This is a genomic window from Burkholderia sp. GW821-FHT14F03 (assembly GCF_058803765.1).
In genome coordinates, this window is record NZ_JBXAPG010000004.1 from 1 (window position 1) to 15,945 (window position 15,945).

Genomic DNA, 15,945 nt, shown 5'->3' on the forward strand with positions numbered 1-15,945 from the left:
TCGTTTTTTCGGCATCGGCATATCCATGACTTTTACCTCTCATGATATGCCCCGCCCACAAAATCCCGGACAGGTCCCAGAGCGCTCTAACTAATCACGCCACAAGCAGGCCAAACCTGCCCGTCTGAAAGCCTATCGCGCTCTTTCATTGCCCGCGCTCGGCCATCCCTTCTCGTCAAAAAAGCGCGCACCCCGGCTTCATCCGTTTGAAATAAAAAATCCGAGAAATTTCATCCAACGATCTCGGATCCGCAACGCGCCGTGGGCCATTCATTACCAGTCTGCATGACACCGCGTTCCCTCGTTCATCCGAATTTTCTTCAATACCGTTACATACATCAAAATCGCCCTTTTCCGGTGCATACCATATTATTATGGAAAGACCATCCAATTACCGCCTCACCAACGAAGCCCGCCAACTCCCAATCCACGCCCCCGCAATAACCTACTTCTCTTCCACGCTGCGATCGCAGCCAGCCGCCGAAACGCCCGCCACGCATGTCTCTCGTGCTCATTTCAGCCAATCCGCCCCCACCTCCACCCCCTCCATATTTTTATTTCCCTAAACTGCCCCCTCCACTTACTCATATCCCTTGACAATCCTCTCAAAATCCAAGGTAATGCCACGCGCGCACATTATTTCCGTGGTGAGGTTGATTCATGTCTTCGCAAGCTGCGAATGGCCTGGCTGTCCATATCGGCCGGGCCAAGCCGTATAACGCGTCACCCATCCGGCCTGCCCGGACTGCTTCGTTACGCGATAAAAATACGCAACACCCAATCCAATTATTAGAAAAAACCACTCAATCAAAATACCCAAAACACTCACCAAAACAATTCCAAAACCCAAAACAATCCCCCCACCCCCACCCGCCAACGAATCGCGATAGCGGAGCGACGCCATGACCGCCACCAGCCTGGTGCTGCAACTGATCAACGGACTGGCCGACGCGTCCACGCTCTTCCTGATGGCCGTCGGCCTCTCGCTCGTATTCGGCGTGAGCCGCATCGTGAACTTCGCGCACGGCTCGTTCTACATGCTCGGCATCTACGTCGCGTACACGCTCGTCAGCCGCATCGGCGCGACCCCGCTCGGCTTCTGGGCCGCCGTCCTGCTCGCCGGCCTCGCCACCGCCCTGCTCGCCGCGCTGTTCGAGATCAGCATCCTGCGCCGCATCTACCGCTCCCCCGAGCTGTTCCAGTTCCTCGCCACCTTCGCGCTCGTGCTGATCGTCAAGGACGCCGCGCTCTGCATCTGGGGCGCGGAAGACCTGTTCGGCCCGCGCGCGCCCGGCCTCGCCGGCTCGTTCCCGCTGCTCGGCGGCCGCGTCCCGCAATACGACGTCGTGCTGATCCTGATCGCCCCCGTGCTGCTCGCCGCGCTCTGGTGGTGGCTCAACCGCACCCGCGCCGGCGTGCTGGTGCGCGCCGCCACCGAAGACCGCGAGATGGCCGGCGCGCTCGGCATCAACCAGGCCTGGCTGTTCACCGGCATCTTCGCGTTCGGCTGCTTCCTCGCGGGCCTCGCCGGCGCGCTGCAGGCCCCGCGCGCGCCCGCCACGCTCGGCCTCGATCTCGAAACCATCGGCGACGCCTTCGTGGTGGTCGTGATGGGTGGCATCGGCTCGGTCGCCGGCACCTATCTCGCCGCGCTCGTGATCGCGATCCTCAAGGTCCTCTGCATCGGCATCGGCACGATCTCCGTCTTCGGCTTCGACATCCCGCTCGCGAAGCTCACGCTCGTGATCGAATTCACACTGATGACGGCGATCCTGATCGCGCGCCCCACCGGCATGCTCGGCAAGCGCCGCGTGCCCGACCAGCGCGTCGCCGTCTCGGCGGTGCCGCTGCGCCCGTGGCGCGGCCCCGCACGCTTGGCGGCCGCGCTCCTGCTCGCGGCCCTCGCCGCCGCGCCGCTGCTCGCGCACGCGTACCCCTACCTGTCGATCCTGCTCGTCGACATCGCCATCGCCGCGCTGTTCGCCGCGAGCCTGCATTTCATCCTCGGCCCCGGCAACATCCAGTCGTTCGGCCATGCCGCCTATTTCGGCATCGGCGGCTACGCCGCCGCGCTGCTCATGACCCGGCTGCAACTGCCGATGGAAGCCGCGTTCGTCGCCGCACCGCTCGTCGCCGGCCTCGCCGCGCTGCTGCTCGGCTACTTCGTGGTGCGCCTGTCGGGCGCGTATCTCGCGATGCTCACGCTCGCGCTCGCGCAGCTCGTCTGGGCCATCGCCTCGCAGTGGGACGCCTTCGGCGGCAGCAACGGCCTGATCGGCGTATGGCCCGCGGCCTGGCTCGCGTCGCCGACGGCCTACTACTATCTCGCGCTCGCGGTCGCCGCGCTCGGCATCCTCGCCCTGCGCCGCATCCTGTTCTCGCCGTTCGGCCTCGCCCTGCGCGCCACCCGCGATTCCGCGCTGCGCGCCGACGCGATCGGCATCGACGTGCTGCGCGTGCGCTGGCTCGCGTTCGCGATCGCCGGCGCGTGCTGCGGCGCAGCCGGCACGCTGTTCGTGTTCTCGAAAGGCGGCATCTCGCCGGAGGCGATCGGGGTCGGCAAGTCGATCGATGCGCTCGCCATGGTCCTGCTCGGCGGCCTGCAGACGCTGATCGGTCCGCTCGCCGGCGCAGCCTCGTTCACCTGGCTGTACGACACGGTCGCGCGCGAAGGCGACTACTGGCACGCAGTGCTCGGCGCGATCATCCTGCTGCTCGTGGTCGCCTTCCCCGAAGGCATCGTCGGCACCCTCACCCAGCGCGTCGGCCGCCGCACCCCGGCCCGCGCGAGCGCGGGCGCAAACGCGGGCGCGCTCGACCTCGCCGCGCCGGCCAAGGAGACGCCGCAATGAGCCTGCTGTCCGTCACCCATCTGTCGCTCGCGTTCGGCGGCGTCGCGGCCGTCGACGATGTGTCGTTCGAACTGCCGCCCGGCCAGCTGCTCGCGCTGCTCGGCCCCAACGGCGCGGGCAAGACCACCTGCTTCAATCTCATCAACGGCCAGCTCCGTCCCGATCGCGGTTCGATCCGCTTCGACGGCCGCGAGACGGTCGGCATGCGCCCGCGCGACATCTGGCGGCTCGGCGTGGGCCGCACCTTCCAGGTCTCGGCCACCTTCGGCTCGATGACCGTGCTTGAAAACGTTCAGCTCGCGCTGCTGTCGTTCAATCGCCGGCTGTTCCGCTTCTGGTCGCCGGCGGGCGACGCCTACCGCGCCGAGGCGCTCGCGCTGCTCGATCGGGTCGGGATGGCCGCTCACGCGAGCCGCGTGTGCGGCGTGCTCTCGTACGGCGACGTCAAGCGCGTGGAGCTCGCGATGGCGCTCGCGAATCGCCCGAAGCTGCTGCTGATGGACGAGCCCACGGCCGGCATGGCCCCCGCCGAGCGTCACGCGCTGATGGCGATGACCAAGCGGCTCGTCGTGGAAGACCATCTGTCGGTCCTCTTCACGGAACACAGCATGGACGTGGTGTTCGAGTTCGCCGACCGGATGATCGTGCTCGCGCGCGGCCGCCTGATCGCGCAGGGCGACGGCGAGACGATCCGCGGCGACGCGGCGGTCCGCGAAGCCTATTTCGGCAACCTCGAAGCGGAGGACGCATGAGCGACGTATTGCTGGAAGTGGCGGGCCTCGACGCGTTCTACGGCCGCGCCCACATCCTGTTCGACCTGCACCTCGCGGTCGCGCGCGGCGAGGTGGTCGCGCTGATGGGCCGCAACGGCGTCGGCAAGTCGACGACCATGAAGGCGCTGATGGGCCTCATCGATCGCGCGAGCGCGCAGCTGCGTTTTCTCGGCCGCGACATCCGCCGCGTGGAGCCGTACCGGATCGCGCGGCTCGGCATGGGTTTCGTGCCCGAGGACCGGCGCATCTTCACCGGGCTGACCGTGCTCGAAAACCTGGAAGCGGGCCGGCGGCCTGCGCGCGACGGCCTGCGCGCCTGGACCCCCGAGCGTCTCTTCGAGTTGTTCCCGAATCTCGGCCGGATGCGCACGCGGCGCGGCGGCGAGATGAGCGGCGGCGAGCAGCAGATGCTCACGATCGCGCGCACGCTGATGGGCAATCCGTATCTCGTGCTGCTCGACGAGCCGTCCGAGGGGGTCGCGCCGGTGATCGTCGAGCAGGTCGCGAACACGATCGTCGAACTCAAGCGCGAGGGGCTCGCGATCCTGCTGTCCGAACAGAATCTTCCGTTTGCCCGCCGCGTGGCCGATCGCGCCTACGTGCTCGACGGCGGCCGGATCCGTCACGAATCGACGATGGCCGAGCTGGCGGCCGACCGCCGTACCCAGCAGGCGTATCTGTCGATGTAAGCGCATCAAGCTGAAAACGCATCACTTTCCCGCATCAAGAACAATCAACATAAGGAGCGAATGTGAATCGGCGATTTTTCCTGAGGGCGCTCGGCGCCAGCGGCGTGGCCGCACTCGGCGCATCGATGGGCGCGGCCCGCGCGAGCACCCGCGCGGCGGCGATCCGTCCCGGCGGCGACAGCGTGCTGATCGTGGTGGACACCCAGAACTGCTTCACGGCGGGCGGCACGCTCGCGATCAAGGACGGCGATCAGGTCGTGCCGGTGATCAACCGGCTCGGCAAGGCCTTCGAGAACGTGGTGATGACGCAGGACTGGCATCCGCGCGGCCACATCTCGTTCGCGTCGTCCCACCCGGGCAAGAAGCCGTACGACACGGTGCGCGTACCCTACGGCGAGCAGGTGCTGTGGCCCGACCACTGCGTGCAGGGCACCGAGGACGCAGACCTGCGCAAGGACCTCGACGTGCCGCAGGCGCAGCTCATCATCCGCAAGGGCTATCACAAGGAAATCGACAGCTATTCGGCGTTCATGGAAGCCGACCGGCGCACGGCGACGGGGCTCGCGCCCTACCTGCACGCGCACCACATCCGCAAGGTGTTCGTGGTCGGGCTCGCGACCGACTTCTGCGTCGCGAGCACGGCGATCGACGCGCGCGCGGCCGGCTTCGACGTCTATGTGATCGAGGACGCGACCCGCGCGGTCGATCTGAACGGCTCGCTCGCGCAGGCGTGGGCGGACATGGAGCATGCGGGCGTCAAGCGGATCCGCTCCGACGACATCGTGGTGCCCGCGTGAGCGCGCCCGGAGGCGTGGCCGCCTCCGGCGACGCGGCGCCCGCGCCGGGCCGCGCCGGCCTGCTGCGCTGGCGCATCGCCGCGCTGCTGCTCGCGCCGATGACGGCCGTGATGACGCTCGATCGCGCGGCGATGAGCATCGCCGCGCCGGTGGTCCAGAAGGAGCTTGGCCTGTCGCTCGTCGACATGTCGATCATCCTCACCGCCTACTTCTGGACCTACGCGCTCGGCCAGTTGCCGGCCGGGCGGCTCGCGGAGCTGTTCGGGCCGCGGCGGGTGCTGTTCAGCACCGGCATCGCCTGGTCGCTCGTGATGGTCGCGACGCCGCTGCGCGCGACCTGGGGCTGGCTGCTCGGCTGCCGGGCGCTGCTCGGCGCCGCGCAGTCGGCCGACTGGTCGAGCGGCATCGTCGCGCTGCGGCGCTGGTTCCCGCGCGGCGAGCGCGCGACCGGCAACAGCATCCTGCTCGCGGGCCTGTATCTCGGGCCGATCGTGTCGGCGCCGCTGACGACCTGGGTGATCGGCCGCTTCGGCTGGCACGCGATGTTCCAGGCCTACGGCGTGTTCGGCGTGCTGCTCGCGCTCGCGTGGTGGTGGGGCTTTCGCGACGATCCCGCCACGCATCCGCGCATCACCACCGCCGAGGCGGCCTACATCGCGGCCGGTCGCGCGGCGCCCCACCCGGAGCCGGCGAAACGCGGGCTGTGGCTCGCCGGGTTCCGGATGCCGCGCTTCTGGCTGTTCGGGCTGCAGTACTTCCTGCTGGTGCTGATCCAGAGCTTCTACTCGACCTGGCTGCCGACCTACCTGATGAAGGCGCGCGGGCTGTCCTTGCAGGCGATGGGCTTCTACGCGTCGCTGCCGTGGATCGCCGTGATCGTCGCGGTGTATGTCGCGGGAAGCCTCTGCGACCGCATCCAGCGCCGCACGGGTTCGATCTGGTTCGCGCGCGTGCCGGTCGCGATCGTCGGTTTCCTCGCCGGCGCCGGCAGCACGTTCGCGGCCGCGCACGCGGTGTCGATCGCGAGCGCGATCGCGTGGCTGTGCGCGGCGTTCGCCGCGGTCGGCTTCGTGCAGGTGGTGGTCTGGTCGGTCACGCAGGATCTCGGCGGCGAATTCACGGGCGTGATGTCCGGCTGGACCAATCTGTGGGGCGCGGCCGCGAATGTCGCCGGGCCGGTCGGGGTGGCGGCGATCGTGCGCGTGACGGGCGACTGGTCCGCCGCGCTGGTCGCGACCGCGATCGCCGCGGCGTGCGGCTCGGTGCTGTGGCTGTTTCTGCAGCCGCAGCGCCCGTTGCCGTGGCGCGCGTCGCTCGCGGGCGACGCAACACTGTCCCCCGCGGTCGCCGTGCGTTCGGGGGAAGCGCAGCCCTGACGCCGACGCGGATCGACGCGCGTCGCCTGAGCCCGGGTCGCTTCCCCGCTCCGGCGACGCGCGCGCTCCGCCTCATATCGATACGGACTCCACACCAATTTAGGCAACGCCGCGCACCATTTCATGTGAATCAGTGCACCACGAAGATATTTAATTACAATTCATCGTTTGCTTAAACGTAAATTCTTCCGATATATCCCGCGCCGGAAAATCGATGGCACATATTACGTTCCTGAATACATCAAGGAGTCACGATTTACCGGAAACCCGTCAAGGGCTTTAGATTACCGTTTGAATAAGCATTCGAATGTAATTAGTATTGCTAGGCCACGCGGCGCGCTATAGAATTCGTCACGTATTGATGAGTACCGGCTTTGTCGCGAGGTTGCATGCGTCAAGCCAACCCGACGGTTCCCCGCGCATGACGGCGCGCAACAGCTTTGCGCCGTCTTTCGTCGCGCGCTTCGCCGCCCCCGCTGCATCCCTTGCCCAGAGGCCATCGCCCCTGGTCGGGCACTTGCGTCACGCATAAGGTTTCACCCTTCGCAGCACGCTTTCCGCAGCACGTTTCGCAGTCCAGCAGACGATGTCATACGCTCCGCGACCCGGTTCAGCCCGGCCGCGTGGCGAGTATCGGGGTTCTGATATCGCGCGAGCGGCATTTGCCGTCTCGCGGGCCTGTTTTCGCCCATATTTATCAGCGCCCCGCTTTTTCGAGCCCCGCTATTCGATTCCAGAGGTGCACTTTGGAAAACACGATTATTGCTCGTCTGTACGGGCACGCCGATCTCTCGCCGGACAAAGTGGTTTATGCCGACCTGGAGAAAGGCGAAACGCTGCGGCAAACCTGTTCGTTCGCGCAATTGCGTGAACGCGTCATCTCGATCGCCAATGCGCTGACCGAACTCGGTTACCGCGGCGAGCGCGCGCTGATCCTCGAAACCCGTCCGCTCGACTTCGTGCAGACCTTCCTCGGCTGTCTCGCGGCAGGCGTGGTCGCGGTGCCGGTCGCGGTGCCGACCGCGAAGCATGCGGCGCTCGCGGCAGGCATCGCGCGCAGCGCACGCGTGCGCTGCATCCTGTCCGGCCCGCGCGAGCAGCTGCAGCTGCAGGACGCGATGGCCGCGCAGCTCGATCCGATCGCCTGGCACGATGTCGATACCTTCCCGACCACGCCCGGCGTGCTGCCCGGCCCGGCGCTCGACGCGATCGCCTACGGCGACGCCGAGCGGCTCGCGTTCCTCCAGTACACCTCCGGGTCGACCGGCCGGCCGAAGGGCGTGATGGTCAGCCATCGCAGCCTGATGGCCAACGAGGCGGTGATCGGCGAGGCGATGCGCATGCACCGCGATTCGGTGGTGATCGGCTGGCTCCCGCATTACCACGACATGGGCCTGATCGGAAATCTGTTGCAGACGCTCTACCAGGGCGCGCAATGCGTGCTGATGCAGCCGACCGACTTCGTGCAGAAGCCGGTGCGCTGGCTGCGCGCGATCTCGACCTATCGCGGCACCGTGAGCGGCGGCCCGAACTTCGCCTACGATCTGTGCGTGGCGCGCATCCCCGCCGAGCAGCGCGCGGGGCTCGATCTCGACAGCTGGGACGTCGCGTATTCGGGCGCCGAGCCGGTCCGCCACGCGACCGTGCAGCGCTTCCTCGACGCCTACGCGCCGCATGGCCTGCGCGCCGCCTCGATGTTCCCGTGCTACGGGATGGCCGAGGGCACGCTGTTCATCACGGGCGTCACGCCCGGCACGGGCGTCGAGACGGTCGACCTGGACCGGCGCGCGCTGTCGATCGGCGAGGCGACCCGCCTTGTCGCGGCGGACGCGCCCGACGCCGCGCGCTTCGTCGGCTGCGGCCACGTACGCGGCGACAGCCGCGTGCTGATCGTGCATCCCGAGACGCGCCTGCCGCTGCCCGAGGGCAGCGTCGGCGAGATCTGGGCGCGCGGCGCGAGCCTTGCGGACGGCTATTACGGCAACCCCGGCGCAAGCGCCGACACCTTCGGCGCGACGCTCGCCACCGACACCCATCCGCGCGCGCCGCGCTATCTGCGCACGGGCGATCTCGGCGTGCTGCGCAACGGCCACCTGCTGATCGTCGGCCGCCTCAAGGACGTGCTGATCGTGCGCGGCAAGAACCTGTATCCGCAGGATCTCGAACACACGGCGCAAGCCGCGCATCCCGCGCTCGCGGCGGCGGGCGGCGGGGTGTTCCAGCCGCTCGGCGCGGACGACGACCGCATCGTGATCGTCCACGAGCTGACGCGCCAGGGCACGCGCGAGCCGGACCGCGAGCGGATCGTGGAAGCGATCCGCGCGGCGATCATCGATCGGCAGGGCGTGCGCGTGCACGACGTCGTGCTGCTCAAGCCCGGCCACCTGCCGCGCACCACGAGCGGCAAGGTACGCCGCAGCCGCTGCCGCGAGCTGTACGAACGCGGCGAATTCGAAGCCCTCGACGCCCTCGAACTGACGGAGGCCAGCTAGATGGAACGGTCCGATCCCCTCAACGCGCCCGCGCGCCCGGCGCGCGCCGCGCTCGCGACCAACGGCGGTCTCGCGCACTGGCTGCACGCGCTCCTGATCGTGGCGCTGCCCACCCTCGCGCTGCTGTATGCGTGCTGGGCCGCCGCCGCCGGCCAGGTGCGCACCTGGCAGGTGGTGCTGATGCTGGCCTCGTACTTCCTGACCACGCTCGCGATCACGGTCGGCTATCACCGCATGCTCACGCACTACGCGTTCCAGGCGCGGCGCGGCGTCAAGGCGGTGCTCACGATCGTCGCGTGCATGGCCGCGCAGGGCCCGCCGCTCTACTGGGTCAGCAACCACCGGCGCCACCACCGCTTCGTCGACCGCGACGGCGATCCGCATTCGCCGCTGATCAGCGAAGGCCGCGCGCTCGGCAAGTGGCGCGGCTTCTGGCACGCGCACGTCGGCTGGACCTTCGGCCACGGCCTGTCGAATTCGCTCGAGTACTGCCCGGACCTGCTGCGCGATCCGGTCGTGCGCTGGGTCGGCCGCCACTACTTCAAGTGGCTGCTGCTCGGGCTCGTGCTGCCCGGCGTCGTCGGCTACGCGATCGAGGGCAGCTGGCGGGGCTTCGCGCTCGGCGTGGTGTGGGGCGGGTTCGTGCGCATGTTCGTCACGAACCAGCTCACCAACGGCATCAATTCCGCCGCGCATCTGTGGGGCTACCAGCGCTACGCGCTCGGCGACAGCAGCCGCAACAACTGGTTTCTCGGCATCTTCACGCTCGGCGAGGGTTGGCACAACAACCATCACGCGAGCGGCACCGCCGCGGTGTTCTCGCGCGCCTGGTACGAGATCGACATCGGCGGGGCCTTCGTCCTGCTGCTCGAACGGCTCGGCCTCGTCCACGACGTGCGCCGCCCCGATTACGTCGCAGCCAGGCGCGGCACGACGGCCGCGTCGTCTTCCACGCCCCATTCCAGAGAGGAGCAGTCCAGATGAAAGCGGTCGAATCGATCTCACCCGCGCCGGTCCTGCCCGCGCTCGCAACCGGCGCGCCGTCGTCGAAATACAAGCGCACCGTCGACAGCCCGCGTTTCAAGCGGATCCAGCACATCCACACGGCCATCATGACCGGCTCGGGCCTCGGCGGCCTGATCGCCGCGATCCTGCTCGACCGTTTCGTGCACCCGGTGTCGGGCGCGGCGCTCGGCATCTTCCTGCTGTTCTTCTTCTTCGTCGGCATGGGGCTCACGATCGGCTACCACCGCCACTTCACGCACCGCAGCTACAAGGCGCCGACCGCGTTCCGGATGGGCCTCGGCATTCTCGGCTCGATGGCGGGCCAGGGGCCGATCGTGTTCTGGACCGCGCTGCACCGCATGCATCACGAGCTGGCCGACCGCGAAGGCGATCCGCACTCGCCGAACCTGCACGGCCCGGGCGCCTGGAACCGGTTGAAGGGCGTGTATCACGCCTACGTCGGCTGGACCGTCAAGCACGAAGTGCCGAACGCGAACTTCTACGCGCGCGACCTGCTCGCCGATCAGCCGATCATGTGGGTCAACAAGCGCTACTACCAGTGGGTGCTGCTCGGCCTCGCGCTGCCCGCCGCGCTCGGCTACCTGCTCACGGGCACCGCCTACGGCGCGCTGGAAGGCTTCCTGTGGGGCGGGCTGATCCGCATGTTCGCGCTGCACAACATGATCTGGTGGATCACCTCGCTCGCGCACGTGCTCGGCAAGCGCGACTACGTCGGCCGCGATCTCAGCACCAACAACTTCTGGGTCGCGATCCCGACGCTCGGCGAATCCTGGCACAACAACCATCACGCATTCCCGCGCGCCGCGATCCTATCGCTGCACTGGTGGCAGATCGACATCAGCGGCGGCGTACTCGTGGTGCTGGAAAAACTCGGCGTCGTGACCGAGGTGTGCCGCGTGACCCCCGCCGAACGCGCGCGCCGCACGCTCGCGCCGCGCGGCCAGGCATGACGCGTCCGCCGCTTTCGTTTCGCGCGCCGGCCCGCCGCCGGCGCGCTGCTTCCCCGCAGTCCAATCACCAAACCGAGGGATCCACGCAATGAACGACATCACCGCCCAAGACCCGCTCGTCGCCACGCCGTCCAGCGCGCCCGACCAGGAGGAGCAGATCGTCCAATGGCTGCGGCTGTACATCGCCGACGTGCTCGGCGTGCCCCCGGAGCGCATCAACACCGAGGCGAGCTTCCAGCAGCTCGGCCTCGATTCGTCGGCCGCCGTCGGCATGACGGGCGACCTCGGCGAGTGGCTCGGCCGCGAGATCGACGCGGCAGCCGCCTACGACCATCCGTCGATTCAGGCGCTCGCGCACGCGCTCGCCAAGGAGATCTGACGTGACCGTCGATACGCTCATCGATCCGCCCGCCACCGGCGCGTCCGCCGACGCGATCCAGCACCACTACGACGTCGGCAATCCGTTCTACGCACTGTGGCTCGACCCGGGCATGACCTATTCGAGCGCACTCTGGCTCGACGGCAGCGAGGATCTCGAAACCGCGCAGCGCAACAAGCAGGACTGGCACATCGACCGCTCGGGCATCGCGCGGGGCAAGCGCCTGCTCGACGTCGGCTGCGGCTGGGGCGGCCTGATGCGGCGCGCGCTCGCGCGCCATCCCGAGATCGAATGCGTCGGGCTCACGCTGAGCCAGGCGCAGGCCGACTACATCAACGCGCTGAACGAATCGCGCATCGAGGTGCGCCTCGAAAGCTGGGCCGATCATCAGCCGGACCAGGGCTATGACGGGATCGTGTCGGTCGGCGCGTTCGAGCACTTCGCGCGCCTCGACCAGCCGCTCGACGAGAAGATCGCCGGCTATCGCCGGTTCTTCACGTTCTGCCACGACCGCCTCGGCCCCGAGGGCCAGGTGTCGCTGCAGACGATCACCTACGAGAACGCCGCCCGCGAGCAGTTCAGCGCGTTCTTCGCGACGGAGATCTTCCCCGAGTCCGACCTGCCGCATCTGGCCGAGATCTGCGAGGCCGCGCGCGGCCTGTTCGAGATCGTCGAGCTGCGCAACGACCGCCACCATTACGCGCGCACGCTGCGCCACTGGCAGCGCCGCCTGCGCGAGCACAAGGAAGAGGCGCTCGCGCTCGTCGGCGAGGCGAAGTACCGCGACTACGACAAGTACCTCGCGCTGATGGTGGTCGCGTTCCACACCGGCACGATGAACCTGTCGCGTCTCGCGCTGCGCCGGCTGCCCGGCTCGACGCCGCTGTCGCGCGGAGCCTGACGTGGCGCAGCGTCCCATCGCGGTCATCGGCATCGGCGCGCGCTTTCCTCAGTCGGACGGGCTCGACGCGTTCTGGCGCAATCTCGTCAGCGCGCGGGATTGCGTGTGCGAGATTCCGGCCGAGCGCTGGGACGCCGGGCCCTTCGTCGGCGGCGGCCCGGGCGAGCCCGGCCGCCTGTATGCGCCGCGCGCGGGCATGGACGCCGACGCGGACTGCTATGACGCGGATTTCTTCCAGCTCGATCCGGGCGAGACCGCGCGCATGGATCCGCAGCAGGGGCTCGCGCTCGAGCTTGCATGGCATGCGTGCGAGGACGCCGGGATGTCGCCCGCCACGCTCGCCGGCCGCAACGTCGGCGTGTATGTCGGCGTCAGCACCCGCGACTTCGACCGGCGCATGGCGAACCGCTGGCCGCACATCGACGCGCGCACCAGCACCGGCGCGAGCGGCGCGATCGTGGCCAACCGCATCTCCTACGTGTTCGGCCTCACCGGCCCCAGCCTCGCGATCGATGGCGCGTGCGCCTCGTCGCTGGCTTCGGTGCACCAGGCCTGCCGCGCGCTCGACGACGACGAATGCGAGCTCGCGCTCGCGGGCGGCGTCCAGCTGATCCTGTCGCCCGCCAACATCATCGCGTTCTCGCAGCACGGCCTGCTCGCGCGCGACGGCCGCTGCAAGCCGTTTTCCGCGCAGGCCGACGGCTACGTGTGCGGCGAGGGCGGCGGCTTCCTGCTGCTCAAGCCGCTCGAACACGCCGAGCGCGACGGTGACCTGATCCGCGCGGTATTGGTCGGCAGTGCGATCAATCACAACGGCCGCAGCAACGGGCTGTCGGCGCCGTATCGCGCGGCCCAGCAGCAGGCGATGCGCACCGCGCTGTCGCGCGCGGGCGTCGCGCCCGCTTCGATCGGCTATGTCGAGGCGCATTCGCCCGGCACGCTGATCGGCGACCTGATCGAGATCCAGGCGATCCGCGATGTATACGGCGCGCAGCGCGACGACGCCGAGCCCTGCTTCGTCGGCTCGGTGAAATCGAACATCGGCCACCTGGAGGCGGCCGCCGGCATCGCCGCGCTGGTCAAGACCGCGTTGATGGTCGAGCACGGCACGCTCGTGCCGAGCCTCCACTGCGAGACGCCGAACGCGCCGCTCAAGCTCGCACAGGGGCCGGTCCGGCTCAGCGACCGCGTGCGGCCGTGGAGCGACGCCGCCGGCCCGCGCCGCGCGGGCGTCAGCGCGTTCAGCTTCGGCGGCGGCAACGCGCACGTGATCGTCGAGCAACCGCCGCTTTCGCGCGCGGCGCCGGACACGGACGCCGCCGGCCCGTGGGTGATCGCCGTCAGCGCGGCGACCGACGTCGCGTTCGCGCGGGTCGCCGCCGCCTATGCGCAGCAGATCCTCGCGCTGCGCGACGCCGGCGCGTCGTCGGCCTCGCTGCGCGATTTCTGCGCGGCCACGCTGGCGAGCCGCCAGCCGCTCGCGCGCCGCCGCGCGTTCGTCGTGCGCGACTGGGACGACGCGCTCGCCGCGCTCGCCGTCGCGCATCCCGTCGAGGCGGCCGGCGCGGCGATCTGTCGGCTCGCGCTCGACGACGCGGCGGACGAGACCGCGAACGCATCCTGGCCCGCGCTCGACATCGGGCTGGACGACGCCACGACGCGCGCGCTGCTGCGCCCGGTCGCGCTGCTCGCGCGGCTCGGCGCGACGGCCGTGCAGATCGACGGCGAGGCGCCGGCGCTCGCCGTCGCGACCGCTCACGCGAGCGGGCTCGGCCTGCGCGTCACGCGCCACGACGCGAGCCGCGCGCGCGGCCCGGCGCTCGTGCTGTGCGCGCCCGGCGCGCCCGCCGAGTTCGCCTGGCGGGCCGACGCGCCGGCGCGCGCCGAAGGCGCCCGGCTCGCCGCGCTGCTGTACGAGCGGGGCCTGCCGCTCGCATGGCCCGCCTATGCCGCGCTGGCCGGCGCGGCGCGCACGCGGCTGCCGCGCTATCCGTTCGATCGCAGCCGACATCACGTCGTGCACGACGACATCGATCCCGACCGTCCGCAGGCGGAGACGGTCGCCTTTCCTTCCTTGAGAGTGCTGCCATGACCCAGACGACCATCGCTCAACCGACCCAGGCCGACATCGCGGACTGGCTGATCCAGCGCTTCGCCGGCATCCTCGACGTACCGGCCGACCAGATCGACGCGACGCGCCCGTTCGTCGACTACCACCTCGACTCCGCGGTCGCGGTGACCGTGACCCGCGAGCTGGGCGCGTGGCTGAGCCAGGATCTGCCGATCACGCTGTTCTGGGAGTACCCGAACATCGACAGCCTGTCGGCCGCGCTCGATACGCGCGACACGACGCACTGACCCCGAACCGCAGGAGAACCCCGTCATGTCCCTCGTCGCCAACGGGCTCGACAGCGTCGCGCCGCCGGCCGCCCGGCCGCCTGCGCTGCTGTTCAATCCGAATGATCCGCAGTTCAACCAGAACCCCTACCCGCACTACGCGCGCCTGCGCAACGAGGACCCGGTGCACCGCAGCCCGATCGGCGTGTGGTTTCTCAGCAAGTACGCGCACGTGCGCGGCACGCTGAAGGACCGGCGCTTCAACACGCCGGACATTCCCGGCCAGCTGCGCAAGAAGAACGAGATCCTCAAGACGCGGCGCATCTCGCCGACCCAGCCGGCCAACATCGACTCGCTGGTCTCGAACGCGGAGAAGTGGTTCGTATTCCTCGACGGCGCCGAGCACATGCGCCTGCGCAACCTCGTGTCGGCCGCGTTCCAGCGCCGCCAGGCCGAGACCATGCGCGCGCAGATCCGCGCGGAGGCGAACGCGCTGCTCGATCGGCTGAACGGCCAGCCGACCGTCGACCTGATGGTCGACTACGCGGCCAAGCTGCCGCAGCACGTGATCGCGAACGTGCTCGGGCTGCCGCGCGAGGACTTCGAACGCTGCGCATCGTGGGCGACCGCGATGGGCCGGCTGTTCGATCCGCTCGTGTCGTTCGACGAGTACGCCGTGCTCAACGAGAGTTCGATCGCGTTCCTCGACTATCTGCGCGAGCTCGTCGCGCAGCGTCGCGCGGAACCGCGCGACGACCTGATCAGCGCGCTGATCGAGGCGCGCGACGAAGGCGACCGGCTCAGTGAATCGGAACTGCTGTCGATCATCATCTTCAACTTCGGCGCCGGCGAGGAGACGGTCGCGAGCCTGATCGGCAACGGCTGCCTCGCGCTGCTCCAGCATCCGGAGCAGATGCGCCGGCTGCGCGACGATCCGGCGTTGATGCCGAGCGCGGTCGAGGAAATGCTGCGCTACGACCCGCCGCTGCAGATGACCTCGCGCTACGCGAACGAGGACCTCGAAATCGAGGGCCGCCAGATCGCCAAGGGCGACCAGGTCTACGTGATCCTCGGCTCCGCGAATCGCGATCCCGAGCAGTTCCCGGACCCCGACGCGTTCGACGTCGGGCGCGAGCGTTCGCATCACATGGCATTCGCGGACGGCCATCACTACTGCGTGGGCGCGCAGCTCGCGCGCATCGAGGCGCAGGAGGGTTTCGCGGCCTTGCTCGAGCGCTATCCGAGCCTGTCGCTGTCCGAGCAGTCGCTCAGCTATCGCAGCCATACGGTGCTGCGCAGCCTCACGCACCTGTACGCGCGCACGATCTGACGCGCCGCGGGGGGGGGGGGGAGGGGGAGGGGGGGGGGGGGGA

At 69.0% G+C, this 15,945-nt stretch carries 13 protein-coding genes; all 13 read left to right on the forward strand.

All coding sequences use genetic code 11. The annotated features are described in order from the left end of the window. Window positions 1–902: 902 nt before the first annotated feature. The 13 genes from AC1RQF_RS03765 (at window position 903) to AC1RQF_RS03825 (ending at window position 15,902) form a co-directional block, all read left to right on the forward strand. Complete coding sequence (locus AC1RQF_RS03765; protein WP_492871348.1) at window positions 903–2,852, forward strand: ABC transporter permease; 1,950 nt, start codon at window positions 903–905, stop codon at window positions 2,850–2,852. Beyond that, window positions 2,849–3,604, forward strand: coding sequence for an ABC transporter ATP-binding protein (locus tag AC1RQF_RS03770; RefSeq protein ID WP_492871349.1), 756 nt, complete (start codon window positions 2,849–2,851; stop codon window positions 3,602–3,604). Before AC1RQF_RS03765 ends, AC1RQF_RS03770 begins: the two co-directional genes overlap by 4 nt. Beyond that, window positions 3,601–4,314 (forward strand): ABC transporter ATP-binding protein, encoded by a 714-nt coding sequence (locus AC1RQF_RS03775; RefSeq protein WP_273999714.1) that lies wholly within the window; start codon window positions 3,601–3,603, stop codon window positions 4,312–4,314. The genes AC1RQF_RS03770 and AC1RQF_RS03775 overlap by 4 nt, the downstream gene beginning before the upstream one ends. A gap of 62 nt (window positions 4,315–4,376) precedes the next feature. Next, a complete protein-coding gene (gene pncA / locus AC1RQF_RS03780) occupies window positions 4,377–5,111 on the forward strand; it encodes a bifunctional nicotinamidase/pyrazinamidase (protein ID WP_443111547.1) in 735 nt (244 codons plus the stop codon). Further along, on the forward strand, window positions 5,108–6,487 hold the full coding sequence (locus AC1RQF_RS03785) for an MFS transporter (RefSeq protein WP_273999715.1): 1,380 nt from the start codon (window positions 5,108–5,110) through the stop codon (window positions 6,485–6,487). The genes pncA and AC1RQF_RS03785 overlap by 4 nt, the downstream gene beginning before the upstream one ends. Window positions 6,488–7,233: 746 nt before the next feature. Further along, complete coding sequence (locus AC1RQF_RS03790) at window positions 7,234–8,979, forward strand: fatty acyl-AMP ligase (protein ID WP_273999716.1); 1,746 nt, start codon at window positions 7,234–7,236, stop codon at window positions 8,977–8,979. After that, window positions 8,980–9,963, forward strand: a complete 984-nt coding sequence (locus AC1RQF_RS03795; RefSeq protein ID WP_273999717.1) for an acyl-CoA desaturase — start codon at window positions 8,980–8,982, stop codon at window positions 9,961–9,963. After that, entirely contained in the window at window positions 9,960–10,955 is a 996-nt protein-coding gene (locus tag AC1RQF_RS03800; protein WP_273999719.1) for an acyl-CoA desaturase, read from the forward strand. The genes AC1RQF_RS03795 and AC1RQF_RS03800 overlap by 4 nt, the downstream gene beginning before the upstream one ends. A gap of 88 nt (window positions 10,956–11,043) precedes the next feature. After that, window positions 11,044–11,334, forward strand: coding sequence for an acyl carrier protein (locus AC1RQF_RS03805; protein ID WP_273999720.1), 291 nt, complete (start codon window positions 11,044–11,046; stop codon window positions 11,332–11,334). A 1-nt stretch (window position 11,335) separates the two neighbouring features. Next, on the forward strand, window positions 11,336–12,235 hold the full coding sequence (locus AC1RQF_RS03810) for an SAM-dependent methyltransferase (RefSeq protein WP_273999721.1): 900 nt from the start codon (window positions 11,336–11,338) through the stop codon (window positions 12,233–12,235). A 1-nt stretch (window position 12,236) separates the two neighbouring features. Further along, window positions 12,237–14,327, forward strand: coding sequence for a beta-ketoacyl [acyl carrier protein] synthase domain-containing protein (locus AC1RQF_RS03815; protein WP_273999730.1), 2,091 nt, complete (start codon window positions 12,237–12,239; stop codon window positions 14,325–14,327). After that, entirely contained in the window at window positions 14,324–14,593 is a 270-nt protein-coding gene (locus tag AC1RQF_RS03820; RefSeq protein WP_273999732.1) for an acyl carrier protein, read from the forward strand. Before AC1RQF_RS03815 ends, AC1RQF_RS03820 begins: the two co-directional genes overlap by 4 nt. A gap of 25 nt (window positions 14,594–14,618) precedes the next feature. Continuing rightward, entirely contained in the window at window positions 14,619–15,902 is a 1,284-nt protein-coding gene (locus tag AC1RQF_RS03825) for a cytochrome P450 (RefSeq protein ID WP_273999733.1), read from the forward strand. The last annotated feature ends 43 nt before the right edge of the window (window positions 15,903–15,945 follow it).